Annotated in this window: 22 protein-coding genes and 1 pseudogene; 11 read left to right on the forward strand and 12 right to left on the reverse strand. The window is 39.2% G+C overall.

What is annotated here, in order from left to right; all coding sequences use genetic code 11:
- Positions 1-190: 190 nt before the first annotated feature.
- The 3 genes from ACK1I8_RS12120 to ACK1I8_RS12130 all read left to right on the forward strand — a co-directional run bounded on the left by ACK1I8_RS12120 (position 191) and on the right by ACK1I8_RS12130 (position 1,731).
- A complete protein-coding gene (locus tag ACK1I8_RS12120) occupies positions 191-751 on the forward strand; it encodes a hypothetical protein (RefSeq protein ID WP_412465648.1) in 561 nt (186 codons plus the stop codon).
- 279 nt (positions 752-1,030) lie between these two features.
- The gene (locus ACK1I8_RS12125; RefSeq protein ID WP_412465649.1) at positions 1,031-1,291 is read left to right on the forward strand and encodes a hypothetical protein; all 261 of its coding nucleotides are present in this window, start codon (positions 1,031-1,033) and stop codon (positions 1,289-1,291) included.
- 32 nt (positions 1,292-1,323) lie between these two features.
- On the forward strand, positions 1,324-1,731 hold the full coding sequence (locus ACK1I8_RS12130) for a hypothetical protein (RefSeq protein WP_412465650.1): 408 nt from the start codon (positions 1,324-1,326) through the stop codon (positions 1,729-1,731).
- 193 nt (positions 1,732-1,924) lie between these two features.
- On the opposite strand, the pseudogene ACK1I8_RS12135 reads toward ACK1I8_RS12130, so the two are convergent.
- Positions 1,925-2,074: pseudogene (locus tag ACK1I8_RS12135) on the reverse strand (EVE domain-containing protein); the annotation flags it as partial.
- A 317-nt stretch (positions 2,075-2,391) separates the two neighbouring features.
- Between ACK1I8_RS12135 and ACK1I8_RS12140 the strand changes: the two are divergent.
- Together ACK1I8_RS12140 and ACK1I8_RS12145 are read left to right on the forward strand one after the other, a co-directional pair.
- On the forward strand, positions 2,392-4,458 hold the full coding sequence (locus ACK1I8_RS12140) for a hypothetical protein (protein WP_412465651.1): 2,067 nt from the start codon (positions 2,392-2,394) through the stop codon (positions 4,456-4,458).
- Positions 4,455-4,967 carry a hypothetical protein gene (locus ACK1I8_RS12145; protein ID WP_412465652.1) on the forward strand — a complete coding sequence of 171 codons (513 nt, stop codon included), beginning with the start codon at positions 4,455-4,457 and terminating at the stop codon, positions 4,965-4,967. The genes ACK1I8_RS12140 and ACK1I8_RS12145 overlap by 4 nt, the downstream gene beginning before the upstream one ends.
- 981 nt (positions 4,968-5,948) lie before the next feature.
- On the opposite strand, the gene ACK1I8_RS12150 is transcribed toward ACK1I8_RS12145, so the two are convergent.
- Positions 5,949-6,512, reverse strand: coding sequence for a PIN domain-containing protein (locus ACK1I8_RS12150; RefSeq protein WP_412465653.1), 564 nt, complete (start codon positions 6,510-6,512; stop codon positions 5,949-5,951).
- Positions 6,502-6,957 (reverse strand): helix-turn-helix domain-containing protein, encoded by a 456-nt coding sequence (locus ACK1I8_RS12155; RefSeq protein WP_293741617.1) that lies wholly within the window; start codon positions 6,955-6,957, stop codon positions 6,502-6,504. Before ACK1I8_RS12155 ends, ACK1I8_RS12150 begins: the two co-directional genes overlap by 11 nt.
- A 666-nt stretch (positions 6,958-7,623) precedes the next feature.
- On the opposite strand from ACK1I8_RS12155, the gene ACK1I8_RS12160 reads away from it, so the two are divergent.
- Positions 7,624-8,160, forward strand: a complete 537-nt coding sequence (locus ACK1I8_RS12160) for a hypothetical protein (RefSeq protein WP_412465654.1) — start codon at positions 7,624-7,626, stop codon at positions 8,158-8,160.
- A gap of 566 nt (positions 8,161-8,726) precedes the next feature.
- Here the strand turns inward: ACK1I8_RS12160 and ACK1I8_RS12165 are convergent.
- Positions 8,727-9,182, reverse strand: a complete 456-nt coding sequence (locus ACK1I8_RS12165; protein ID WP_412465655.1) for a hypothetical protein — start codon at positions 9,180-9,182, stop codon at positions 8,727-8,729.
- Between the two features lie 210 nt (positions 9,183-9,392).
- On the opposite strand from ACK1I8_RS12165, the gene ACK1I8_RS12170 reads away from it, so the two are divergent.
- The 4 genes from ACK1I8_RS12170 (at position 9,393) to ACK1I8_RS12185 (ending at position 12,121) form a co-directional block, all read left to right on the forward strand.
- Complete coding sequence (locus tag ACK1I8_RS12170; RefSeq protein ID WP_412465656.1) at positions 9,393-10,109, forward strand: hypothetical protein; 717 nt, start codon at positions 9,393-9,395, stop codon at positions 10,107-10,109.
- Positions 10,110-10,139: 30 nt separating this feature from the next.
- Entirely contained in the window at positions 10,140-10,775 is a 636-nt protein-coding gene (locus tag ACK1I8_RS12175) for a hypothetical protein (protein ID WP_412465657.1), read from the forward strand.
- A 50-nt stretch (positions 10,776-10,825) separates the two neighbouring features.
- Complete coding sequence (locus ACK1I8_RS12180; RefSeq protein WP_412465658.1) at positions 10,826-11,236, forward strand: DUF4262 domain-containing protein; 411 nt, start codon at positions 10,826-10,828, stop codon at positions 11,234-11,236.
- A gap of 255 nt (positions 11,237-11,491) precedes the next feature.
- Positions 11,492-12,121 carry a DUF4375 domain-containing protein gene (locus ACK1I8_RS12185; RefSeq protein ID WP_412465659.1) on the forward strand — a complete coding sequence of 210 codons (630 nt, stop codon included), beginning with the start codon at positions 11,492-11,494 and terminating at the stop codon, positions 12,119-12,121.
- Positions 12,122-12,321: 200 nt separating this feature from the next.
- On the opposite strand, the gene ACK1I8_RS12190 is transcribed toward ACK1I8_RS12185, so the two are convergent.
- The 3 genes from ACK1I8_RS12190 to holA all read right to left on the reverse strand — a co-directional run bounded on the left by ACK1I8_RS12190 (position 12,322) and on the right by holA (position 16,462).
- On the reverse strand, positions 12,322-14,355 hold the full coding sequence (locus ACK1I8_RS12190) for a plastocyanin/azurin family copper-binding protein (protein WP_412465660.1): 2,034 nt from the start codon (positions 14,353-14,355) through the stop codon (positions 12,322-12,324).
- A gap of 7 nt (positions 14,356-14,362) precedes the next feature.
- Positions 14,363-15,097 carry a hypothetical protein gene (locus ACK1I8_RS12195; protein ID WP_412465661.1) on the reverse strand — a complete coding sequence of 245 codons (735 nt, stop codon included), beginning with the start codon at positions 15,095-15,097 and terminating at the stop codon, positions 14,363-14,365.
- A gap of 345 nt (positions 15,098-15,442) precedes the next feature.
- Positions 15,443-16,462, reverse strand: coding sequence for a DNA polymerase III subunit delta (gene holA, locus ACK1I8_RS12200; protein WP_412465662.1), 1,020 nt, complete (start codon positions 16,460-16,462; stop codon positions 15,443-15,445).
- Positions 16,463-16,689: 227 nt separating this feature from the next.
- On the opposite strand from holA, the gene ACK1I8_RS12205 reads away from it, so the two are divergent.
- Positions 16,690-17,148: a type I restriction enzyme HsdR N-terminal domain-containing protein gene (locus tag ACK1I8_RS12205; protein WP_412465663.1), complete on the forward strand. Its 459-nt coding sequence runs from the start codon at positions 16,690-16,692 to the stop codon at positions 17,146-17,148.
- 537 nt (positions 17,149-17,685) lie between these two features.
- On the opposite strand, the gene ACK1I8_RS12210 is transcribed toward ACK1I8_RS12205, so the two are convergent.
- The 5 genes from ACK1I8_RS12210 to ACK1I8_RS12230 form a co-directional block, all read right to left on the reverse strand.
- The gene (locus tag ACK1I8_RS12210) at positions 17,686-18,879 is read right to left on the reverse strand and encodes a Gfo/Idh/MocA family protein (RefSeq protein ID WP_412465664.1); all 1,194 of its coding nucleotides are present in this window, start codon (positions 18,877-18,879) and stop codon (positions 17,686-17,688) included.
- 281 nt (positions 18,880-19,160) lie between these two features.
- Positions 19,161-20,525: a DUF1080 domain-containing protein gene (locus ACK1I8_RS12215; RefSeq protein ID WP_412465665.1), complete on the reverse strand. Its 1,365-nt coding sequence runs from the start codon at positions 20,523-20,525 to the stop codon at positions 19,161-19,163.
- A 90-nt stretch (positions 20,526-20,615) separates the two neighbouring features.
- The gene (locus ACK1I8_RS12220; protein ID WP_412465666.1) at positions 20,616-21,971 is read right to left on the reverse strand and encodes a Gfo/Idh/MocA family protein; all 1,356 of its coding nucleotides are present in this window, start codon (positions 21,969-21,971) and stop codon (positions 20,616-20,618) included.
- A gap of 907 nt (positions 21,972-22,878) precedes the next feature.
- Positions 22,879-25,545, reverse strand: a complete 2,667-nt coding sequence (locus ACK1I8_RS12225; protein ID WP_412465667.1) for a valine--tRNA ligase — start codon at positions 25,543-25,545, stop codon at positions 22,879-22,881.
- A gap of 244 nt (positions 25,546-25,789) precedes the next feature.
- Positions 25,790-26,431: a Uma2 family endonuclease gene (locus tag ACK1I8_RS12230; protein ID WP_412465668.1), complete on the reverse strand. Its 642-nt coding sequence runs from the start codon at positions 26,429-26,431 to the stop codon at positions 25,790-25,792.
- Positions 26,432-26,441: the final 10 nt, after the last annotated feature.

Below are 26,441 nucleotides of genomic sequence, written 5' to 3' on the forward strand. Positions count from 1 at the left end.
ACATTTTAAATTCTATACTACCTTTTGAAACAGTTCGAATGCGCCTATATAGTTTAAATAATCAGTCTACCGGGCTGGATGGCTTATGCTTTTATTATTAATTCCGATAAAACTACCAAAGCAGTCAGGCCAACGCATAGGCTTTGGGCGCTAAGACTTGCGCCTAGAATGGGATAAAACCTAAAAAATTATGAGAACTTTAAAAATAATAATTTATATCTTTTTTATATTTCTATTATCATGTAAATATAATCGAAAACAGAAGGCTTTAAGTGGAGAAGATACCACAAAAATTTTTCAATCAGTATTTGACAGCAAGCTGTTTGTAAGGGAAAATAGGCGTTCGAACGCAGATAGTATTTTTTTACTAAAAAATAAATATTATAATAAAGCATGGCCTGGAAAAAGCAAATATTTTAATATTCTTTTTCTAAGTGATATATCCCGTTCTAAGATGTTAAACTTCGGTCCTGGTTCTCCATATGATGCCAGAATTAGAATAAGTATTCTAAAACTGGAACAACGTAAGGATTCCGTTTCTTTATTAATGCTAAATCATGGGCCAAATATCTTTTATGAGTATCAGTTGGTAAAAAAAGGTGAAATCTGGAAAATTATCAAGGAATATGCTGCAGTGGGTGGCCGAAGAGAACTTTATGAATTTGAAAATGAGCAATGGTATTTGGATTTAAAGAAAAAAATAAAACAAAGCAATGATCTCGATTCCTTCAGACCAATCAAATTAGACTAGTCTACCTTTCTACGTTTATTAAATTTAATCTCACTACTAGCACAAACCTTAGTATTTAGGCTAGCATATTGGGTGACTTGTGCTTTCATTATTAATTTTGATAAAACTACCAAAGCACAAGTCAGGCCAATGCAAAGGCAATGGGCGCTAAGACTTGCGCTAGAATGGTTTTTAAAATAGCTACATATGTAGAGGATATTGATGTCATAAACCATCGAACCAATAGCTTAACAAAAAAACAAATATTTTAGATTTGAATTTTACTTTTAAGAGTAAACCATGGATGAAATAATAAACACTTTTTTTACCTCATATTTTAATTTTAGTAGCCTACGTGGTGTATATATAGAGGAAAAAACTCCAAAAAACATGATGGCTACACCTGTTGATGAAGAAGGATGGTACACCTGGAAACCCATTAAGGGAGCATTAAATAATAATGATTATCGCCGAGTTGAGGAGAAATTGGGTGTAAAATTTCCTGAAAGTTTTATAGAATGGCATAAGCAATACTTTTTTTGGATTGCGACTGCTCATTAGTAAGACTACCCCACTCTTCTCCCACAGAGCCATTGCAGGAGATAATAGATAATTTAGATAATGACTTTGCTGAAAGCTTGATTGCAGCTAACATTTATCCTTTTGGCCAGGAAGGTAATGATATGGGGCCATTGGTTTTTGACGGTAGACGAGAAGTAAGTGAAAATGAATTTCCTATCAGGTTCTTCGACTACAACTACTATGGCGATTTGGAAGGAATAAGTGAAATCATTTTCTCCTCTTTTTCGAAACTACTAGAGTGCATTACCTATTTCCTAAAGGAAGTTGAGACCAGAAAAATATTTGAAATAATACCTGATTTTTTTCATATTGACCCAGAAGGGGCTGGAAAAACAGGAGTAGATTATTGGCTGGAACAAGCAGCTATGTACAAACAAAACGAGGAACATTTTTTAGGTAATCCAACATCTGGCTTATAGATTTATTCAAACAGGCTACCTAAATTGAGATTGCTTACCTCACTTATTCCTTAAAATCAATTACCAGTGCAAGACTTATTCTATAGATCAGTAGGCTAGATGACTTCCGCTTTCATTATTAATCTTGATAAAACTGCCAAAGCAGTCAGTCCCATACTTTGGCCAGGGGCACTAAGACTTGCGCTAGATATGGGTAAAAAAGCACCAGATCGCCTTCTTTCATGGCTTTCAGGTTATTCCGCGCCTGGTAATTACGCACGCCATCCCAAAAGGTACGGCCATCTTCGTTAAATTTTTCCCAACTATATTTAAAAGGCTCTGATTTGACTAACCAATGGTTCATGCTGCTTTGTATTTATTTCGATTATTTTATCCTCAAAACTAAGAAAAGGGAATGGATTAGGAAATAGGTTGGAGAGATAAGCGATAACCAGATAAAATGAGCTACTTACTTATGTGTAATTATGGTTTCCCGTATTGAAGACTAAAATGAAATTTATAGTTTAGTAAAATCTAATCGTTGTAATACTCAGTCATTTTCTCTTTTTAAAAAGGTTCTTCGACTAAGTGCGCTCAACGAGTATAAAATTAAGAATTATGTTTACCGATTATATTGCTATACCTTTACGGAATTCGCCTCAATTTTAATCTGAATTAACAATGAACAAATTAACATTCTCTAAAGGCAAAGCCATGGTTTGCCTAATCTTAATGTGCCTGTTATTGGTACAAAGCTGTAAAAAAGAACTTTTACTACCCAAAGAAACTGAAAACAGCTCCACCGATAAAATTCGTTCTATTTCCTATTCTCAATTCGTAAGTGCCATAGACCTCAACTCTACCGGAAGTTTAAAAGCAGTACTGTCTGGCCAAAAAGCAAAAGTGATGAGCACCCAGGCCCTACCAGTAAACCTCGACCTGGAGATGGATAGCGTCAAAAGGCTGAGCCTTGGCGATACGATAAGCTATGTAATAGCTATTAAGCCCCAAACCCCCAGAGCGACTGCCTTTCAGAATCTGACTATACAAGTGATCAAAACAAAGACCTCTGCCTTTTTATCTACCTATTATCCTGATAAGGAATGGATAGACAACTGGCGGAAGAACCTTAAAACTACCTTTGAAGGAACTGTAGTTTTCAACAAGATAAATTTGGAAGATGTTAATTCAGGTTTAGCAAATGGTCTGGAAAAGAAACAGACCGGTCTAAAAGATAGGATGCTGGCTAGTATTAACGGAAAATCGGGATTGGGAAATGTGATCAGTTTGCTGCCAGGGGAATGTGAGATATACGATATAGTCACGGTAGTTCAAGTTCCATGCAAACATGGTCACTTAAGCAGAAGTGAATGCAACTATTTTGACTACTATGGAACCTGGGAGCCACGCTCTGATGATTGGCCACCAAGCACATCAATTAACACCACAACAGTTGTAAACTGCGCAATGCCAAATCTTCCGTCAGATGGTGGTGGCGGCGGCGGTGGCAGTACAACACCTAATACTCCTGGCACCTACAATCCATGTGATGGTACGCCACAGCCAGTAGGTCCGGGCGGTATATCGTTTGAAAGAGGCACGAGGCTGATGGTTGCTGCCCCAACAGATTGTGATGAAATATCTGGTCCACCGGTAATCACGACCACCCAAACGCCGCAACAGTATTTTATCAATTATTTCGATCCCAATGGGGCGGAACTGAGCTTTATTAATAATCCATTAAATGGTGAAGCAGTTATCGAATTAAGTAAATACTTAATAAAAAATGGATCGTCAATAGGTAATACGAATTTCATTCATTGGGCTATAGGACATTTAAGTGAGGACAATAGCCGCTTTAACCAAGCATTTAGAGATTTTTTAAATAGTAGTGATGATGCTATTGACGAAAATGAAAATACCAATTCGTCTTTAAATCTTAATATTCCATCTAACTTTACACCAACTTTTTCATCAAACGGATTTGGTGTTTTTACAACAAACGGATCTCAAACTGATACTTACCCAGAAACCCATCCTGTTTCTGTTACAATAGCAAATTATAATCAATGGATATATCGTGCTCTTATAGGTGCTAATAATACTTCGGTGAAGCATTTACATTTAAATAGTAAAGGACTAGCAGCTTCTGATGCTTATGCCAAAGCTATAGGCGCAATAGGCGAAGGAATTTTTGCGCAAAGAGTTACAACCGAGTACCCTACGAGTCCAGGTGGGAACATGTACATCGGCTACTATATCAATACTACGCACATAGACGCACTACAAGAACACTACTTGCCTGGTGCTGGAGGTAGTTACTATGGGTTGCTGGTCAATTATACTGATATAAATGGCAATCCATTGAGTAAGAAATTTGAATATCCTGATCCATCCCATAGCACAACATTAGAAAAAGGCCGAATTGCTTACGAGATTAAGACCAATAACGTCAATAGAAACTCCGCGGCGACTTTATATCAAACATTTATGATGGGAATAAACCAAACCGTGCATAGAGCTAATATAAGAGGAATTGATGCGAGTGTGCTCGTTATGGATTATGATGCTTGGAAAAAGCTTTTGAACTCGTCATATGGCCAGCAGGTGGTTGCAAAACTTAACGAAGTTTATAACATTAAAAACGATAAAAACGAGCAAAAAATATTCATCAGAATTCAGAAGAATTTATGGTCAGACGCAAATAAAGCATACTGGGATATTCTCGGAAAAATAAAAAATTTATGACAAGATATATAGTAACTTTAATTTTTATTTATTTAAGCTGTATGGATACTGCAATGGGACAAAGCCATAAAAAAGATCTGACGATAAATTATTCAAAATTTATTTCTTTAAATAATTTTGAAGAGATTAGGGATATCAAACGGCTATATGTATTCAATGATTCGACATTGGTTTTTCCAGCCATCAAAACTGAAATAATGCCAAAAAATGGCATTCTAATAAATATGCCGAAAGGAATCACCAACTTGAAAAATCTAAAAGAACTTTACCTAGTTGGCTTATTTATTTCTGAATTCGAAGCTAACATGATGGCATTAACAGAATTGGAAAAGCTGAAATTCTCAATTCCTAGAAATGTAGACATCGATAAGCTAATAGCTGATCTTCGTAAATTTAAATCACTTAAAATTATAGATATATCAGATTCTGTAGTTGATAAAAAACAAATTGAAAAACTTGAAAAGGGTTTGCCCCAAATTAAAATTGTTGATACAACGTTTTTTAAGTAATAGATTATTTTTTCATTTGTATTCATATAAAGGGACAGTTAATTGAAGCAGTTTAATTAGGGCTGTTCCAAATTAATTATCCTTATTAGCGAAAATCTTATGAACCGACAATGTGAATAGCTAATTTGACTTTCCTTATTAATCTTAAAATACGACCAAAGCACAAGTCAGGCCAAGGCTCGAGGCATAAGCGCCAAGATTTGCGCTAGAATGGGTACAGGACGATTCAGCCGCTGACTTTCTATCACAGATCGCCGCTATGGACAGAAAATCAAGCCCAATTAGATGCCTTATTGCCAAACTGGTAAACAACTCAAAAGTCAGCTGACATATTTTATATAAATCGATTTATCGTCATAACAAAGTAGCCCCAGCATTTCCAATTCCTTAAATGCCTACTCAAAATCGTTTTAATCCTAAACGTCTGAAAGAGAACAAATAACAGAATGTCTGCCAGTCTGGCACATTAATATTTGTCATTAAAATGTATTATTAAAACCTCCCCTACTAGCGCAAGTCTTAGTATCTAGCCTGACGGGCTAGATGACTTGTGCTTTGATGAGATGGTGTTTTTAACTGTTATAATGATAAATTTAAGTATACCTTGGCCAAAACTATCTTCTTGACAGTAAGCTAACCTTTTAATCTCAAATGAATCATTATATTAGCAACTATGTCCTTATATATCTGCCCTAAATGCGGCACTAATAGCTTTACATGGGTTATTGAAGATGAGCCGTATATTAAAACTAGTTGGGGCTGCTACACCTGCAATTATTTGGCTTTGGAAGATGAAAGTCTAATACGCAATTGTAACGCGTGCAAGCAAAAATCAAAATCACTATTAAAAGATATGGATAGAGAATACTGGTGGTGCTTTACTTGTAATAAGGAGAAAGAACATTACTAGCGCAAGTCTTAGTGTCGTGGCAAGCGGGCTGGATGACTTGTGTTTTAATTAATAAGTATGGTACTATGATTTTACAATAGCGCGTGCAAAAAATTTGCAGTATCGATTAGCCCGTTCCTACGCAGGCTTTCCAGTACTTGATATTCATCCATTGCGGGATTCTTCCGGTTCAGCACCGTCTCGCGAAAAGCCTTAATCGCCTGCTCCTGATTCAGATCGATGATATCGGTGAGAAAATCATCGGCATTTTTGGCCTTCAAGCCGAACGTGTCCAGATATTCCTCCGGAAAATCCTTGAGGTTATTGGTAACGATCACATTTGCGTTCGTTTTAATTGCAGCCGCAAGCACATGACGGTCATCCGCATCCGGTAGTTGAAGCTGCGAAATAAGGCTTTCATAATTACCCACCAAAGCATCTGGGAAAGCCTGGTTTGCCTTTTGCACCCGCTTTTCAGCTTCCCCTTCTTTCACGCCGTGCCTGAGCATCACTTCTTTCCACTCACAGAAAATATTAGTCCCCCACTTGGGCGTATAAAGATCATAATGGGCAAACCAAAAAAGCAGGTCCCTGATTACAACCGGATAAATGACATTGGTATCCAGTAATGCCTTAAACCTTACACTATGAATCATACAAGCCGAGTTCCTCGTCAGCGCCCATAATGTCGATAATATTGTTCTTCTGTTGCACCTTCATTTTTTCTCTGTAAGCCACAACATCCTCGAATTTAATCCTGCGGTGCTTGCCCACCTTAATAAACTCAATAGCCCCCTCTTCCAGTAATTTTACCAAATATGGCCTTGAACATCCCAATATCTCGGCTGCCTTCTGGGTAGTTACCTCTGTTGCCACCGGAACGATAGAAACAGGCTTACCTTCACCCATAGCCTTTAAAATATCGCCCAGAAATACCAAAGCCCGTGCAGGTATCTTAATGCGTTCGCCCGTCTCCTCAATCTCAATCTCAGTCTGTTCGGAATGGATGTTGGAGAGTATGGATGATAAAGCTGGTAAAGATTCTATGGCCATCTTCTGCTCTGTTTTGGAAGGACGGCGTATTTGATCAGTTGACATCATGCTGAAATTTTATACAAAGTTAACAAAAATACGCAAACGAAATAAACGAAATAAATAAAATAAACAAAACAGTAACAAACGAAATTAACCAACAGTTTGAAAAAAGGAATACAGCATAACAATACGAACCAGAAAACTGTAGAACGTTGAGGATACAAAAACAGGAGAAATGAAATTTAACAATAGTAGAGAACAAGCTCATGGTGGCACAATGACTAACTGACGATCGGCTACAAAATCTGAACTATCGACCGTAACGTCTGAACTACCGACTGCAAGGCCTAAACTATCGACCGCAACCTCTAAACTGTCGACTGCAACGTCTGAACTATCGACCGTAACATCTGAACTACCGACTGCAAAGTCTGAACTATCGACTGCAAAGTCTGAACTGCCGACTGCAAAATCTGAACTAACGATTACAAGATGAAACAGCCCTCATTTATGCCCTATTCGAGCAAAAAGATTTTGTAGATTTATTTATTGTTGCTATCTTGCCTATGCTAAATGATAATTAACATATTTTACAAATCTTAAAAGAGAAGCCAATAAGTAAATCAATTTTTAAACAATATTCCTGAGACGAGCGGTGGTCCCGTATCTATATTTTCTCTGTAAAGAGTTAATTGTCGTTTAGCAGCGTCTCAGGATCTTTTTATCAATGTTATGCTAAACGACAATTTTAAAAACCCAGACACACAGCTCCCAAATGAGGTAGCAGCTGTAAGCACCTTCCGGAAACTGATTGAGGCCTATTTCGATATGATCAGTCTATCGGACGTCAATCAACTCCTTACCAAAATGCTCAGTGCCAGTACCGGCCCCGATCCACGTTCGGGCAAACACAAAGCCTTTACCATTGCCAACACGCTTTACAATGTAAACAACATCATCAGGCTATTGAGCAAAGCAAAACCGCTGGCCAATGAAAACACCTTTAAGCAATATGCCCAAAACCAGGTTCATCCATTACAGGCCGTTGGCCATTTTGATATCGAAAACCTGACTGAACTGTTATATTATGGTTTAAATGAATACATTTTCCAGGAAGAAGGTTATGAAGGTGCAAGCCTCCACTTTGCTGCCGAAATTACCGCTGCCTATAAAATGATTTTTGATTGGCTTGCCGCTTGCGATGCCTGGCGTAATGCTTTTGAGGTTGATGAATCTAATGAAAGGATCTGTTTAGCAGCCACAGCATAAACCCTTCAGATTTTGATTGGTCCTTTACCTTATACAGCTATGGGGGCTACTCCCCTCCTTTTTAAGGAGGGGTGCCCAAAGGGCGGGGTGGTTGAGGTTGTTAACCACAGATGCACACAGATAAACACAGATTTTTATAGCTGTGTGCATCTTTTTATCTGTGGTTAAATTATTTCCGTTACCAGCTCCTCCAGGCAATAGATACCGACACCCGGGGCAGAATGAAAATGTTTGTTAGTCTGAGCATAATCGAAAGCCTTTGAGCTAAACAAATCGAAAATAAATACCTTTCGACTGTGCTCCCCATGACAGAACCAATTAGTACGATCGTCATTTCGACTGAAGCGCAGCGAAATGGAAAAATCTTTGAACTATGCTAAAAGATTTCTCCCCGCACAGGCGGGCACTACGGTCGAAATGACCCCTTTATAAATCTAATTGCAAGCTAAAGTCTCAGTGTATAAGCCAGCGGACTGGATAAACTTGAGCTTTGATGAATAATCTTTAAGATACTGCCAAAGCACAAGTCAGGCCAAAACTTAAGCCAATGCACGCCAAGGTTTATACTATAACGAAGATCCGGGCGGTGGCTGTAAAACGACCTCAACCCTGCTTTCAGGATTGGGGAGCGGAAGTTTAGCAAGCAACGTAATTCCTAACGATTGATAATCGCCCTCCCCTTTAATCATCATACCCACCAGCGTACATCTTTCATCATCAAGACGTATGATATCTGCCGATGGTTCAGATTTTTCAAATAGGGTTTCGAAGTTTAAAGCTTGCTTTGCGTGTTTAATACAGGTATCATATACTGCTTCATCCCTCATCTTGTATTGCACGTTTGTTACCACACCACTTTCTTCAGTCAAAGTAAAAGCCTCGCCATGCGCCTGATAAAGCATTAAGTTTTCTATCCGTTGAAGAAAACGAAAGCCATGAGCAATAAGCAGTTCATGAGCACTATTTATAGAGATATCGTATAAATCCCAAAGCTGTTGTGGCTTAATCTTATTTTCGTTCATAGCTAAAGTTAAACAATTTACAGCTATCGGTACTAACACAAGGTTTTATGTAGACACAGCAGGCACTAAAACTTACGCTAGAATGGGCAGTTAGCACTAAAATGAATAGGCTAACAAACTTTAACAAACAATAAATAGCGTTTTTTATACTTTACCTTGTGTGCTATCACTCAAACGAAAATCATTAAAAGTTAATGCTAACTTTATCAAATGACAATCGACGAACTAACCCTTGAAGTTTTAGCAGACAGAGCCCTATCTCAATTTGACAGTAAAAAACTCGTAAGCTGGGCAGTTAGTGTTATGGAACTGGGTTACGAAACCGAGAATTTACTGATTCTTGCAGGCTTAGACTTCAATTCGACAGCAGAACGAGAATATTATTTTTGGAAAAGTATTGAAGATTTAAAAATCAATGTTGAAAAAACGGAAGAGGAATTACTCGAAAAATATGCCTTGGCGATTGCCAATAGCGTAATAAGTAAAAAGATCAGCATTGAATATGCCTTTCAGCAAATAAATAAAGTAGTTTCAGTAAGCAGATACGACAGCAAATACTTAGCCTTTTACGAAATAAACGAAGATCTGGAGTACCTGAAGTACGAGAATAAAACGATATATCACTCCGGGCTAACTATGGAAAATGCAAACGAATTTATCTCTGAAGAGTTTAGGATTTTTGCCTTAATGGAAGATTTGAAAATTCCACAAGAGTTAAGAAACCAGTGTTATTGTCAACGATGCAAAAAGCTCAATATTCCGGTTACCAGAAATAAGTTTCAATTAAAAAGACCTTTTAGATATGCAGCCTGGACTTGTGGCATTTGTGGATCTGAAAAGCTTAAACACAGCAGTGATCACGAAGTGAAGTGGATCATAATTAATGAGTATAAAAAGGCAATGTTAAATGCTCAAGCATTCAGTTAGCACAACACTAAATCAAAAGGAATAGAATTAATGATTTCAACAAAAAATCTCAGTTTACTCCCAGATAGAACATCACTGGAGAATATTTGTAAAGCGATTTCAGCTTTAGACGCAATAATTTGTCAGGAATGGCAGTACCGTTATTATTCATTCTATTCGAACTGGGGCCTCGACGAACAATGTTTGCAAATGCGAAATGGTTCGGGTGAAGAAATTCATATATTATTTCTACCGAACGGCTGTGCAATAAATGGTACTGCGCTGCACTATAAGCAACAAGATAAGACTAAATTAACAGCCAATTTGCCTGCAATTTTTAATGAATTTGTTTTTGGGGAGCCAGTCGCATCACTGGGTACTACATTTTGTATATGGACCACTGAACCGAAAAACTGGCAAGTTGGACAACTTGAAAACATTGAAGATCATTCAGGAGAAATGTTGAGCATTTTTGACGGAGATCCTCAGACTTATGTTGATTGGGCGACTGATTATTTTGAAGGTAGTTACAAAGCAAGTGGAATCCCCCTGGAAACCGTATCAAAAATTTATAGTGGACAAACCTTGACAAAAGAAATGGTTTTATCCATTGTTGAGGAACTGGAAGATTGGGAACAACTCGAAACTGATCTAAAAGAAATCAGTTATCCTTATAACTTCAAATAGCAAAAAAACCTTACAAAATGAGCGGAGCGCAAAAAAGACTATACTTTTAAATGGTTGACAAAAATATAGAAAAACATGGCTTTCATGTAACCTATGTTTTCGAAGAGCAAGACGTTACTTCTTATGGTTATTCAAGTGGACTATATAAAAATTTTGGGATGCCAGAAGCTTTTGTTTCTGGCTTACCAAATGGCTTAACCAATAAACTGATAACCAATTATGCCCAGGCATTCAGAAACAAAAAAATACCTTTGAATGAAAAATTAAATGACCTGATAGATCGTTTCCCGGTATATATTATTCCGGTAAAAAATGAAGCCTTGAATGAAAAAATACTGAGTACGTTCAGATTATATGAAAACGATTACTTCGAATCTGTCCAAATCATTTTTCCGGATTTAGATGGAAAGTTCCCTGAGGAGACTGGTTATGATTATGATCAGGAGATTTTCGGCGACTAAAAATTAAAACAAAAGCAATCTACCTAAACACAAGTCAGTTCCCACTTAGGGCAATTGGTGCTAAGACTTGCACCGGAATGAACATATTCCATTTTCAATAAAAAATTAATACCTTAGCGCACTAAATTAAATCTATACTCCATCTTAAGTGTCCGATTAAATTAAGATTGCGCATCATCAAACATATACAAAACCTGTTCAAAATCCCCATACAATTATCAAACTAATTACATGCTAAGGGTAAAAATTTTAATCATGATGAGTTTCATATCAACAATATTAAACTTGTTTGGTTGTTCCGGTCAGGTAAAAAAAGATGATGGCAAACTGTCAAAAGAAATTCAGGACCAACTTGCCAATTCAATAGAAACATTCAAGAACAGGCCAATACATAAAAAATTAACAAGTCAAATTATCGACAGCACTCCTGACACAGATTTATTGCAGGTAGTTTTTGATAACTTATCAGAGAAACAACCAACAGATTACAAAAAAGAATATGGAACTGTAATGCGTTGGAACAAATCAAGACAGGCTATCTATATGATTTGGCTACTGGAATCTGAAGTAAATAATGGTGGTTACAATCAATTTTATTTTAATTCAAGCGGACAGTTTTACGAACATTTACCTGAGGCCTTAAAATTTGTAGGGGCAAACAAATTTGCCAATTTGACCAAGCAGGCTAATGACACCTTTCTTAAGGAAAATTCCAAAATAACACAACATCAAGACGGAACGTTAGAAGGTTTTAGCAAATCCTATGATGACAATCCACTAAACGAATTTGACCAGCAATTTTATAAGCTGTATAAAACCGAGAATTTGCAACAATTACAGGTAGATTTTATCAGAAAAAATAAAACTGAATTTGTAGACGAATGACAGGCTCTGGTTGCACAATTCTAACTCATTACCTAAGTAAATCTTAATATCTGGATTAGTGCACTAGATCAATTATGTTGTAGGCTTGAATCTACAGGCACTAAAACCAGCGTTAGGATGAGTGAGAGACTTGATGATTTTTCGGTAAAAGTAAAACGGCTTACTCAAGTGAATGAGTAAGCCGTCTTCTATTCGTGATATTACTTAACCACTTTAATCTGGCCCTTCATCACCATATAATGGCCAGGATAGGTACAGATAAAAGGATATAGGCCGGGTTTGTTCGGTACGGTAAAATAAATCGTATCCGATTTGCCGGGTTGTAACAATGAGGTATACGCCAATACCTTAGGTGTGGCGGGAACAAAATCATACTTTTCGCCGTCAAGCCCCATTTTCAAGGCCATTTCTCCCACGGCATTACCCGATGCCGGCAGAGTAAGCACAAAGTTGTGCAACATATCATCCACATTTTTAAAGGTCAGTTTTACTTTGGTACCTGCCTTTAGGGTGATATTGGTCAAATCGAACTTCAAACCTGGTTTGGTTCCCAGTACAATTGTTTTATCCGGTCCTTTGGTCCAGGTTTCGGGCTGTTGCGTGACATGTTTGGTGATATCGGTATTGCCTTTAACGGCGCCGCCCGCTGCAGGCTTGTTGCCCATCTGGTGATGATCCATACCCTCCATATGGTGTGCTATCGGTGCAGTACCGGTGGGTTTATTTTCGTCAGTCAGTGCCAGCTTTTCTCCATCAGGAATTTTATTCATGGTGTAATATCCATAATCGTGCAATAAAGGGATCTTGCTGTTTTCAGCGCGCAATCCTTCCATTTTAATTTCATGGATATAACCTTCTTTTAAGCTATCCAAAACCAAACGTACTTTTTTATGATCCGGAGAAACTACTATCGCTTTAATGTTACGTGCCGATTGATTGATAACCGGACTACCGTAAATGTGATGGTATTTATAGATAAAGGTAGAGAGTTTATAGTTGCCGGCATCGCGTGCTGTTTTTTCGTCAACCGGAAGGGTAAACTCCAGTTCGAAACCATCCGGCTGGGCCTTTACCGTTTGTACCTCAAACGGCATAATACCCGACCAGGTTAAACGCTGCAGGCCATATTCGGCTTTCCCTGTTGATGACCATCCTCTGGAAGTCATCCCCACCAGCATACTGCCATCTGAACCCCAGTTCATCCGGAGTATGCCCGAAGAAAATCCCCTGCGGAATGGAAATACCACGCCCTGGTATACACCTTTGACTTTTTCTAAAAATACCCTGTTGATGTTACTCTGCGATTGGTCACCTACGAAAAGCTGTCCTTTAAAAGGCCCCATATTGCCTTTATCGGTATAATTGAGGATGCCTGATGTAGAGTTGCCCATAATGGAATGCGGAATCCATACCGAAGGCGTTTTTAATCCGGGCACCCTTTTGGCCACTTCAAATTCGGGCTCACCGGTATCTGGGATATCTTGTTTGCGCAGCTTTACCGGCGACCCTGGCTGATCGGCCCACACCAATCCGGCGGGGTTCCCTACGAAATCGCCTTCCTCTACATGGGTAATGCTACCTGAGCCTACCCAGTCGCCCTGGTTTTCGGCATAAAATATTTCACCATCATCATTCAGTGCCATTGCTGCCGGCGAGCGGAAACCGGTTGCGAATGGTTTCATTTTGAAATCAGGCGTAAATTTAAGCATCCAGCCGTGCCATTTAGATAAGCTGGCACCGTAACCGATCCAGCCCACATTAAGCGTAACCACCATGTTGCCATCTTTATCCAATATAGGGCCATAGGCGTATTCATGGTAATTACCCGATAATGGCCAGGAGTACATCGTGCGGTATTCATCAGCTTCACCATCACCATCCAGATCGCGCAGGCGCGTAATTTCTGCACGCTGGGTGAGGTAAAGATCTCCCTTGATATAGTTTAAGCCCAAAATTTCGTGCATGCCATGTGCAAACAAACGGTATTTGGGTTGTTGTCCGTTTTTCATATAGGGATTAGTGATAATCCAAACTTCGCCTTTCCGGGTAGCCACTGCCAGCTCATCGTTAGGTAAAAAGGTCATCCCACCCACTTCAAGCGCAATTTCTTTTGGAATGGGAACGGTTACGATGGGATAAATCTGTTTTTCTGTTTGTGCTTGTGTTTGTGCCTTTACCGTTACCAGACCAGTGCCCAGCAACAAAAGAAACAATAAGTATGTTGATTTTTTCATGTCTTGATTACCAGCTTATGGAATAAGTTAACGAATCGGTTGCATTGGCCAGCTGTACCAGCAATTCTTTCCCGTTTTGGGTTTTCCTGATGAAAGCTTTTACACCATCAGCTATTTTTATAGTGTAGGCTTTGTTGCCAACCACGTAACTGTTGTTTTTATGCGCTTCGATATTTGGTCCGGCTGCAATACGGCAATACAGCGGCTGCTTGCTGTTTTTAATACTGATGGTACGGCTGAGTCCTGCTCCGCCATCTAAAACGGCTATTTTATCACTTACATCTGTACCGTTGGCCGAGTACAAAAATGTAGGCATTTTGCTTTTATCTAAAACATAGCCCTGGTTCTGAAGATCATCGAATGCGATGGAATCCGGCCATGCGGCATCTTTATCAGACAATACTGCAAGAGCTGGTGCTGCCGAAAGTGTTAAAACGGTACCTAAAGGTTTGGCCAGCTGAGGTTCTCCCCTATCTTCCCACATTTCTCTTGCATCTATAAAATCTCCCCGCCATACTTCCAGCAAGGCGCCCTGTTTCAGATCGTAAGCATAATTTACCTTTTCGGGCGTACCTACAGAAATCACATGGGTACGTTTCTTCCCTTCAAACATCAGGAAACTTCGTAACAAGTAAGGTTTAGTTGTTGGATTGATGACATAAGGGTTGGCGTTTTGTGCCAAAGAATAAGCTACGCAGCTGGTTAAAAGCGCCAGGCAGCAAATCATTCGTTTATAGATCATAATTTCATTTGGTTTAGTGCTGCAAAACAATCGGTTGCATAACAAATATATCATTAGCAGATCAGTTTACAAAAACAATCACCCGCAAACCTTACAATCGGTTAATTTACAACCAATTAAAGTTAAATTTAAATAAGGCAAACGATAGCATAATCATGGTATAGATTAGTAAAACCTTTTACTAAAAATGAATGAATCCTACCTAAGATGTTTTAGGTTTTTCCTGTAGGCATGAGAAGATTTATGGTGTTGCATTGAACAGAAAATCACCGCTAATTAGCCTGATTTTCTGCCAGGAAGTTTTCCGCTGAATTCGGAATACTGATAAAGAATGGATTTGTATGCTTAGTGAACGATCTTAAATACCAGTTCTTTCAAGAGTTCGCCATCATCAACGTTGCCAGTGCTATCCAACCCTTTGCTTTTTAAATCGTATTCACGGAGTAAACCGATCACCTGAAAAACTTTTCCTGTATTGTAATTTCTTGCCGCTACCTCATAATCTTTGATGAAAAATGGCGGCACGCCCAATGCCGATGCAGCATCAGCCTTATTCGGAATATAATGATATTTAAGGAGTTTGGTGAAATAACCGCCCAAGTTGGCTAAAACCATAACGGTTGGATTGGCTTTGGGGTTGCTGGCGAAATAATTGATAATTTTATTACATTTTAACACATCGCGGATGGCCAAGGCTTTCTGCAATTCGAAAACGTTATATTCTTTACTAATCCCTATATTTTTCTGAACCAGATCGGTATTAATAGTTACATCTTTCGACACGTTCAGCATCAGCTTTTCGATCTCATTGGCAATTTTAGAGAGATCGGTACCCAGATATTCGGCCATTAGCGCCGAGGCCTGCTGATCGATTTTGTAACCTTTTTCTTTAACAAATTCTTCGATCCAGGGTACCAGTTTATAATCGCGCACCGGATCAGACTGAAAAATCAGTCCGCTTTTATTGATGGCTTTATAGATTTTTTTTCGCTTGTCGAAATTTGCATATTTGTAAGCCAGCACCAGAATGGTACTGGGTAGTGGTTTCTCGAAGTAACTGAGTACAAATTCTCCCTCCTTTGAACTATCTTCCTTGCCCCACTTTAAATCCTGTGCCTCTTTAACAATCACCACCTGGTAATCAGACATCATCGGGTAACGCTTGGCCGCACCCAAAACCGTAGCCATATCCGTATCTTTCCCATATAAAACCGTTTGGTTGAATCCTTTCTCGGCATCATTCAGCAGCTTATCTTCAATATAATCGGTTACCTGATCGATATAGTAAGATTCTTCACCATGCAATAAATATACAGGTTTGAATTTCCGGGCTTTAAGATCTTTAATAATTTCGGCAGCAGTCATTGCCTGTAAAATTACAATTTAGGTTTTAGGATTTGGTTAAATGTTTATAAAATAAGAGATATGAGATATTAGACCGGAGACTTCATCGCATCATCCAAAATTAACTAACTTTGGAGCTGCAATGGTTGATCAATGTTTTATTGTTGCGTTGTTAAGCGACTTAAAACTGTTAACTGCAAACTGAAAATTGCAAACTGAAAACTGCCAATTGAAAACTGCCAACTGAAATGTTCACCCCTACCCCGCTTAACCTTCCGCCCTACCCGTTTAAAATTACCAAAAAAGATAATGTGGTATTTATTTTTGATGAGCTAAGGAAGAAACACCTGGTGCTAACACCAGAGGAATGGGTGCGCCAACATTTTATACATCATTTGATTCTGGAAAAGAAATTCCCGCGTACCTTGATCCAGATTGAAGGTGGTTTGGTATTAAACCAGCTACAAAAACGAAGTGATATTTTAGTCTACAATACTGCTGGTGAAAAACTGATGTTGATTGAATGCAAGGCGCCTAAAGTGAAAATTACACCATCGGTTTTCGAGCAGGCCTCGCGGTATAATTCAGTCCATCAGTCTAAATGGATAGTATTAACCAATGGTTTGCAGCATGTTTATGCGAAAATGGATACGCAAAAGGGCAGCTTTAAATTTGTACCGGAAATGCCGGAATACCTGGCGCTTTAGTTTAAATGATTACAAACCAGAAAATAAAATCCGTCATTCCCAGCCCGACTGGGAATCGTAATGCAGTAGCTGGGGTCAAATGGTGAATTTTTTTTCGCTTAACTTTATTTTGTTTTATTTACTACGATGTGTCTGGTAAAACTGGTTGATTTTTGCAAAAAGTAGTTCTCATTTACAGTTGCAAGATTCAAAAAGCCTTCGTTCCTAAACCCGATTGTAATGGAAAGCCCGGATCCCGATTTCATCGGGAGAGGACTTGTAATGGAAAGCGGGACTAAAGCTGCCAAGCACCTCAAACCGTTCATTTCCAAATAAGTACAGGGAAAATACCAATATGCAACACCATGCGCCCGCCTAATTGTCAAAATTTACTTTTGTTTACAGGTTGTATCTTAAACGACCGACATTTAACCGGCATCCACTAAATGAAAAAAGAGTAATACTTCTCTCGTAGATGACGTACGACCAATAGAAAAGATTTGCTTCGCAGAGCCTCCGGGTTCTTCAATCGTTCAGTATGACCACAAAAAATATGATTTAAACGCTATATTCGTTCTTCCACACCTGTTTATTACCACTATAAATCGCCTCGTTACACATGGCCACACATATAGCGGCCTGCGTTCCGGTATTGATATTCGATGCCGGTTCTGTCCTGGTAGTGATCGATTTATAAAATTCATCAAGCGCATAATTTGTACCATCTATGGTAGGTTGTTCCAGAATTGGAATCCCACCATCTTTATTGACGACTATTTTTGTCGCCCCGGTTACGCCATCAACAATACCCAATTCTTTCTTGGTACGCGCTTCCGGGTAAAATAAGCCCGTATTGGTTAGCAGAGAAACCGAACCCTTTGTCCCTTTTATTTTAAACAGGTATCCATCATGTGCGTTGCCACAAGTGGCGCCAAAATTGCCAATCATACCTTTTTCCTGATAACGCAAAATGGCCTGAATGTTATCATAGGTTTCGCGGCCATCCTTAAAAACGTCTATCCCTCCCGAGCCCATAATTTCATCAGGCTGGGTTTCGAAAGCCCAGTTGATAAAATCGATCTGGTGCGAGAGCAATTCTGCAGCCAATCCACCAGAATACTCCTTGTACATGCGCCAGTTGATTTTGCGCTCTAAAGCCGGATCCGGCACAGCCCTCCGCCAGTTCCCATTGCGGTCCCAACGGCAATCGATCTGGCTAACCTTACCCAAATAACCACTTTGGATCATCTCTTTTACCTTAAAATATAACGGCGAATAACGGTATTGATAACCCACCTGAAAAACCTGGTTAGGATGTTGCTTAACCAGTTTCTTAAGCTCGAGTGCCTGGGTAATATGATAAGTCATGGTTTTTTCTACATACACATGTTTGCCGGCCAGCACGGCATCTTTTGCAATACGGAAATGCTCGCTTAATGGCGTAGCAATAAAAACCGCGTCGATTGTTTTATCGTCTAAAATTTTTCGATAATCTTTTACGGCTTTGGCCTCCGCAGGCACATATTTTTCGGTTTCCTTCAGCCTAAAATCAAGTAAATCGCAATAGGCTTTAATTTTGTACTTTGCAGGCATAGATTTAATGACCGACAAAACGCCTTTACCGCGATCGCCACAACCAATCATGGCCACATTAATCATTTCATCAGCCATTAAACTGGCAAAGCCCTGGTTGCCCAAAAGTAAACCAGAACCTATTAATGCTGATGTTTTAACAAAAGATCGACGATGCATGATATATTAATATTTTATTTTTTTTTAAAATGATGATTTGGAGCGCCAAACTACTGCTGCTATTAAAGTCTGGTCCCGCCAATGCTGCAATCTTTTTGTTCCGGTTTGGCCGCTGTATGATCGGACATGCAACAAAAAGTATTTCCGCGTCCGTCGGGGCTAATTAACTTGTGTCAGTACTCATGGGATGAGCCAGCTAGCCTAAAGCCTGGCATAGATGTTAGACAAAGCGGTACCCCGGACCATCGTATTCAATCGACGCTCATTTTCACACCAAAAACTTATAAAGTCTTGATTTTAATCGTCCTGAAATCTACTTTATTGCCATGGTCCTGTAGCAGGATATGCCCTTTTGGCGCTTCACCAAAATTTTTCCAGTTTTTATATTTGCTAATGGCAACGAGTTTTCTGAATTCTGCTGATCCCCGCGTATATTCCAGCACTTTAACGCCATTTAGATAGTGTTCTACTTTGTTATTAGGATAAACCACTACACGGCCATTGTTCCAGCTGCCGATAGGACGCAGGTAACGTGGTTCTTTTTTTGAGGTCATTAAATCGTATAAGGATGCCAAAGTGCGGTTTCCATCTCTACCCAATTTAGCGTCGGGATGTAATTCGTCGTCCAAAACCTGGTACTCCAAACCAATGGCCGAACCTGCATTATTTTCGCTCAGGGTGACAAAATATTTCACACCGCTATTGGCTCCGGGCGTAAGCTTAAACTCGAAGGATAAATCAAAAGCAGCATATTCATCTTTGGTTACAATATCGCCGCCATTGGTCGATTCTGCACCGCTCGAAGGTTCAACACTGATTACACCATCGGCAATTTTCCATCCTTTTGCAGGGAAAGAAGTTTTATAAGCCCCAACCCAGCCTGCATTGCTTTTACCATCAAATAACAGTTTATATCCTTCCGATTTTTCGTAAGCAGATAAAGTATTCGGCGTTAAATTAACCGTATAAATCCCCTTTGGAAAGGGTTTGGCTTTTAAACCTTCTGTTTGAATATTGATGTTCTTGAAATAAACTTTCTTGCCATCGTTGTCGAGATTATTGCCAATACCATGAACCTGTAGGCCAATAAAGCCCGATTTATCCAAAGTATCGATCACATAAGCAACAGATTTTCCGTTTACCCAGGTTTTGGTTTCATTACCGATACATTCTATCCTGTAATGGTTAAATTCATTCTTTTTATACAGGGGCTTTGCCGATGGGTTAAGTTCTAAAGGGTAAAGCCACAACCTTCTGGCTTCATCATAGATACCACCCGTCCATGCCCGAGGCGTAGGGTCTATTTCTACCTGCCTGCCAAAAACCAAACCTTTACCATTATTGCCTTCCGGTTTTATATGGCTACGGGTTTGTACACCCGAGTTGGTGGTTTCGCCTTCCAGTTTCACATCCAGTTCCAAAATGAAATCGCCATATTCTTTTTCGGTAATCAAAAATGAATTGGGCGTGCCTTTGGTCATGGTTCCCACAATCATTCCATCTTCAACTTTGTATGGAGCGGCTCCTGCAACGGCTTTCCAACCGGTAAGCGTTTTACCGTCAAATAAGGGTTTTGTTTTTTGGGCAGCTGCTGATAAACTGATTAGCGAAAGCGCCAGAACACTATACTTTTTTAAATTTAACATAGTAGTTTTTTATTGCCATCATTGCAAGGAAGGACGAAGCATTTTGCTGAATAGCTTGGTTTCTGTTTCGCAATGACAGTGCTTTTTATCTTAATATTTGAATACTTTTCCGTTTGCCATCACTTCCTGTCTGCCTTCATCAAAAACAGCTTTTGCCCCTGTACGTACCGCAGCATTGGTCATGATATTGGCAATAGAATGCGAATAACCGGCTTCTACAGGAGCATTTGGTGTTTGTCGGCTCCTCACACATTCCATCCAGTTGCGCATATGGCCAGAGGTTAAGCTGTCGCCACCCATACTGGCTCCCGTAGCTGTTTTAATTTCTTTTTTACTTAAATCAAACTCGGGCAATAAATTGGCTTTCAAGCCCATGGCTGCAGCTTCTTTTTCCCTTAAGCCACCTTTTGGCGAAACTTTATTGGTAATCAGGTTCAGCTCTCCACCGTTTGAATAATAAACCTCACCTACATCGCCCACACTATTCTGCATCCTCGAAGTAAAAGTAACCTGGAAACCGTCGGTAGTATCAGGCTGACCGTAATCAAATACAGCAACCATCGAATCCCAGTTTCTCCGGCCATCTTTCCAGGTGTAAATACCACCGTTGGCAACCACACTTCGCGGGTGTTTTAAATTGGTAAACCAGTGCACGGTATCAATCTGGTGACTCATCCATTGTCCTGGCATTCCTGATGAATACGGCCAGAATAAACGGTACTCTAAGTATTTTCTTGGGTCAAAAGCTTCTTTCGGACGATTGAGTAAAAATCTTTTCCAATCAATATCTTCTTCCTTTAGTTTAGCTACTAAATCTGGCCTGCGCCATCTGCCGGGCTGGTTTACATTCCATACCAGATCAACTGCAGTGATCGGTCCGAATTTTCCGTCCTGTATAAATTTTGCCGCATTGATATAATTTTCTCCGCTCCTTCTTTGCGAGCCAATCTGCACAATCTGCCTACTGGCCTTAACGGCTTTAAATGCAGCTTTAGCATCATCCATAGTTTCGGCGAAAGGTTTTTCTACATAGGCATCGCAATTGGCTTTTACAGCCTCAATGGTGTGAAGCGCGTGCTGAAAATCGGCTGTGCTGATAATTACGGCATCCAGATCTTTTGTAGCATAAAGCTCCTCGTTGTTACGGCAAGCTTTAATATCATGACCGAATTTTTCTTTCAAATGGGCAATTCCTAAATCCCTACGGTAGTTCCAAAGATCAGAAAGACCTACAATATCGAAGTTGAGTTCCTTATTATGGTTCAAAAAACAAGGTAAAAGCGTGTCCTTAAAACGATCAGAAAACCCAACAACACCCACACGCACCCTATCATTTGCACCAATGATACGTCCATAACTTTTAGCACTCATACCCATGGTGCCTGCATAGGTTGCTGCAGCAAATATTGCTGATTGTTTAATAAATGTTCTTCTGGAATTTTCCATTTCAGGATATTAGGTTAGATTATCGCTTCATCATTTACGATCTAGCAGACCGTCTTATTAAAAACTAAAATATGGTTAATAAAAACAAAGCTTAAATATTTGTAAGTAATATTTTTGAAACCTTATTTTAAATTAACGGCTCATAATCGTATTAACCCTACATAAATAGCCGGGAGACCAATATTTAAAGCATAAACTATTTTATTTGGTAGGTAGGAAAACGTTTGAAATAATGATTTAAGTATAAATATGGTAGCAGAAAAGCCCTCTGGTTGTTGGATGTCATAAATTCCTTACTATAGGGGTATTTTCAACATCTTTAATATCATCTTCTAGAAACATTTACGCTCTAGCGGTTATTTTATTACTTGATTCGTAAATGCAAAATAAACAGTTATAACGCTATGTTTACAAAAAACTGATTATTATATTAGAACAATCAAATAGATCCGGAAAATATTTTGAGATTAGGAACATCCGCTTAAAAACCTGGTCAAAACATCTTATCATGAAAGCATTTGGTACCGTGGCTAAATGGTTTATGGGGCCTATTGGAGTTGCTATTGCAGTAGTTTCATTTGGAGTATGTTTAGCAGAGAGAAACGATTAACGAAATATGATACTTACTTTTATATTATTATTATCATTCTCTATTCGTCCGTTGTATACATTTGGCAGAGAAGCTTATATTGGGTTCAAATTGCGCGACTTTTCAAAGATGAAAGCAAACCTACTTTTCCTGGGCATTACAGGTTCTATAATAATGGGTCTTACAGCTATTATTATCAGAAACTAAAAAGTTACTACTATTAATAAAGGCTCCGATCGCGGAGCCTTTATTTTATATATTCTTAAATAAAAAAATTGGTTCAAGAAACTTTTTGACTTCCTATTCCTGAAGTTACAGCTATCCTAACACCGCTAAACTTTCTTCAATAATTTTAATTTTTGCCTCAGCATCTGCTTTTTTATTTCGCTCATTGGCAATAATTTCAGGTTTGGCATTCTGCACAAAACGTTCATTGCTCAATTTGGCATCAACCGATTTTAAGAATCCCTGCAGATAAACCAGGTCAGCACTTAAGCGTTGGCGCTCGGCCTCTACATCAACGTTTTCGGTCAATGGAATAAAAAACTCATCTTTTCCGGCCATAAAAGTTGTTGCACCAACAATTTTATCGTTTACAATTTCTGCTTCTGATACATTGGCTAGTTTGAAAACAATGTTTAGCCATTTTTCATAATCAAGCTCAGAATTTATTTTGATACTTAAAGGCAATGCCTCTTTAGGAGAAATCTGTTTTTGGTTCCGTACATTTCTAATTTCAGCTACAACGGTCTTAACTACCTCTGCATCTTTCAACAATTGCTCATCAAAAGTTCCGCCTTTCGGAAATTCGGCCACAATACAACAATCCATTTCTGCACGATCGCCAAACAGATCATCATGCCACAACTCTTCGGTAATGAAAGGCATATTCGGATGCAATAACTTGATGATATTTTCGAAAAATGCAATTGTAGCTTGATAACTTTCCGCATCAATTGGCTGTTGATAAGCAGGTTTAACCATTTCTAAATACCATGCACAGAAATCATCCCAAACCAACTTATAAGTGATGGTTAGTGCTTCAGAAAGTCGATATTGTTTAAAGTTGGCTTCAATTTCTACCAATGCTTCATTAAAACGGTTTTCAAACCATGATATGGCCTGGGTATTTGGATTCGCCAGGTTTTCATCAACTTCCCATCCTTTTACCAAACGGAAGGCATTCCATATTTTACTCGCGAAATTACGGCCTTGTTCACAATAACTTTCATCAAACATTAAATCGTTACCTGCAGGTGATGACATTAACATGCCCACGCGAACGGCATCTGCACCGTATTTTTCAATCAAGCCGATCGGGTCAGGTGAATTACCTAAAGATTTAGACATTTTACGCCCTAATTTATCACGTACAATACCGGTTAGGTATACATTTGTGAATGGCTTTTTGCCCATAAACTCATGTCCAGCCATAATCATGCGGGCCACCCAGAAAAATAAAATTTCAGGTGCAGTAACCAGATCATTGGTTGGGTAATAGTAGTTGATATCTTTATTTTCAGGATTTTTAAAGCCATCAAAAACAGAGATTGGCCACAACCATGATGAGAACCAGGTATCCATCACATCATCATCCTGTCTTAAAAATGGCGCTAGCTGATGTTTGAATCCAGCTTTTTCCGCTTCTGAACAATTTTCATCAAGATGTTTTTTCTTCCAGAATTCTTCCAAGGCTTCATCTTTTGTTTTGGCAACTACCCAATTTCCTTTATCATCATACCAGGCCGGAATTCTTTGCCCCCACCATAACTGGCGACTAATGTTCCAGTCGCGCACATTTTCCATCCAGTGGCGGTAGGTATTTTCAAATTTATTCGGGATCAGGTTTACTTCGCCATTCAGCACGTCATCCAACGCAGGCTGGGCCATTTCTTTCATTTTTACAAACCATTGCATCGAAAGTTTAGGTTCAATAGCGGCATTGGTACGTTCAGAGAAACCAACCTGCGATTTGTAATCCTCTACTTTCTCTAAATGATCGGCCTCCTCCAGCATCTTGGCAATTTTTTTACGGGCAACAAACCTGTCTTCGCCCACTAAAATCACAGCCAGTTCGTTTAGGGTACCGTCATCATTTAAAATATCAGTAACTGGTAAATTATGCTTAACGCCCAGCTCGTAATCATTAAGATCGTGCGCCGGCGTTACTTTTAAACAACCGGTACCGAATTCAATATCAACATATTCATCTTCAATAACCGGGATTTCATGATTAACTAAAGGCACGAAAACCTTTTTGCCTTTTAAATGCGTAAAACGTTCGTCGTTCGGGTTGATACAGATGGCTGCATCGGCCATAATGGTTTCCGGACGCGTTGTAGCGATGGTTAAAAACTGATCTTCAGTTCCCGAAATCAGGTATTTAATATAATATAACTTCTGGTTTACTTCCTTACGGATTACCTCTTCGTCAGAAACCGCGGTTTTGCCAGCGGGATCCCAGTTCACCATACGGATTCCGCGATAAATCCATCCTTTTTTATATAAATGGATAAATGAGTCGATAACCGCTTCAGAAAGATCCTCTTCCATGGTAAAACGGGTACGGTCCCAATCGCAACTTGCTCCTAATTTCCTTAACTGATCTAAAATAATACCACCATATTTCTCTTTCCACTCCCAGGCATATTTCAGAAATTCTTCACGCGAAAGATCTTTTTTATCAATTCCCTGCTCCTTTAACATGGCTACCACCTTTGCCTCAGTCGCGATAGAAGCATGATCGGTTCCGGGTACCCAGCAGGCATTTTTGCCCTGCATACGGGCTTTACGGATCAATACATCCTGAATGGTATTGTTAAGCATATGTCCCATGTGCAGTACGCCTGTGACGTTTGGAGGTGGAATGACGATGGTGTAAGGTTCGCGCTCATCAGGTTCTGAGTGGAAAAACTTTTTAGATAGCCAATAGCTATACCATTTATCTTCTGTTTCTGCAGGATTGTACTTGGTGGAAATGCTCATGAAAATTGTTATAAAAGCCCAAAAATAGCTAATTAAGCTGAAAGCCCAAAGCCTAGGTAATCGGAAAACTGAAAGACTAAAGCAGGCAAACCGCAGATAAGGGTATCAGTTTTGGAAAGCGGGTTACCTTTAATTTTAGGCCTGTCCTGCTTTTGGTTTGCAGGTCCGAAGTGAAGTTGGAAGCTATCACGTCAATCAGGACTGGTAAAATTGGTTACTGCAAAACAAGCATTATAATAAAGTTTTATTCTACGTCATCAAAAACATCATCCAATGCCAACCCGAAACCCGGCAAAACGGTTGATGTAATTTTTTCGCTCAAGGTAAATATTTTAGAGGGCTGGAATTTACCCGTTTCATCCAGGGTATAAATCAAAATACTTTGATCGCCCTGGCTCACCACCCAGTACTCCTTAACGCCGAATTCTTCGTAAACGCGATATTTATGAAGCAATTCAGTTTTAGTATTTCCCGGCGATAAAACCTCTACAACTATATCGGGTGCGCCGATACAGCCCCGGACATCGATTTTGCTTCTATCGCAGATTACGCAAATATCTGGCTGTAAAACAGTAAATATTGCTTTGTCATCATTACTTCCTGTTAAAAAACGCACGTCAAATGGAGCGATAAAGACCTTACAAGGATGTTTTTCAAGAAAATTACCTAATCTGCGGTAAATTTTACCCGAAATCATTTGATGAAAACTTGATGGCGCAGGACTCATCTTAAAGATTCTGCCTTTAATCAGTTCTACCCTTTCAGGAAAAAGCCAGTTTGAATAATTGGCATAGCTGTAAGTTAATGATGCATCAAGCTCATTGAACTGCCTGACAGGCTCATCATCATTTAAAAAAGGATATGGAACAGGTTCAGACATATTCATTCAAGATACT

The organism is Pedobacter sp. KLB.chiD (assembly GCF_047040275.1).
GTDB lineage: Bacteria > Bacteroidota > Bacteroidia > Sphingobacteriales > Sphingobacteriaceae > Pedobacter.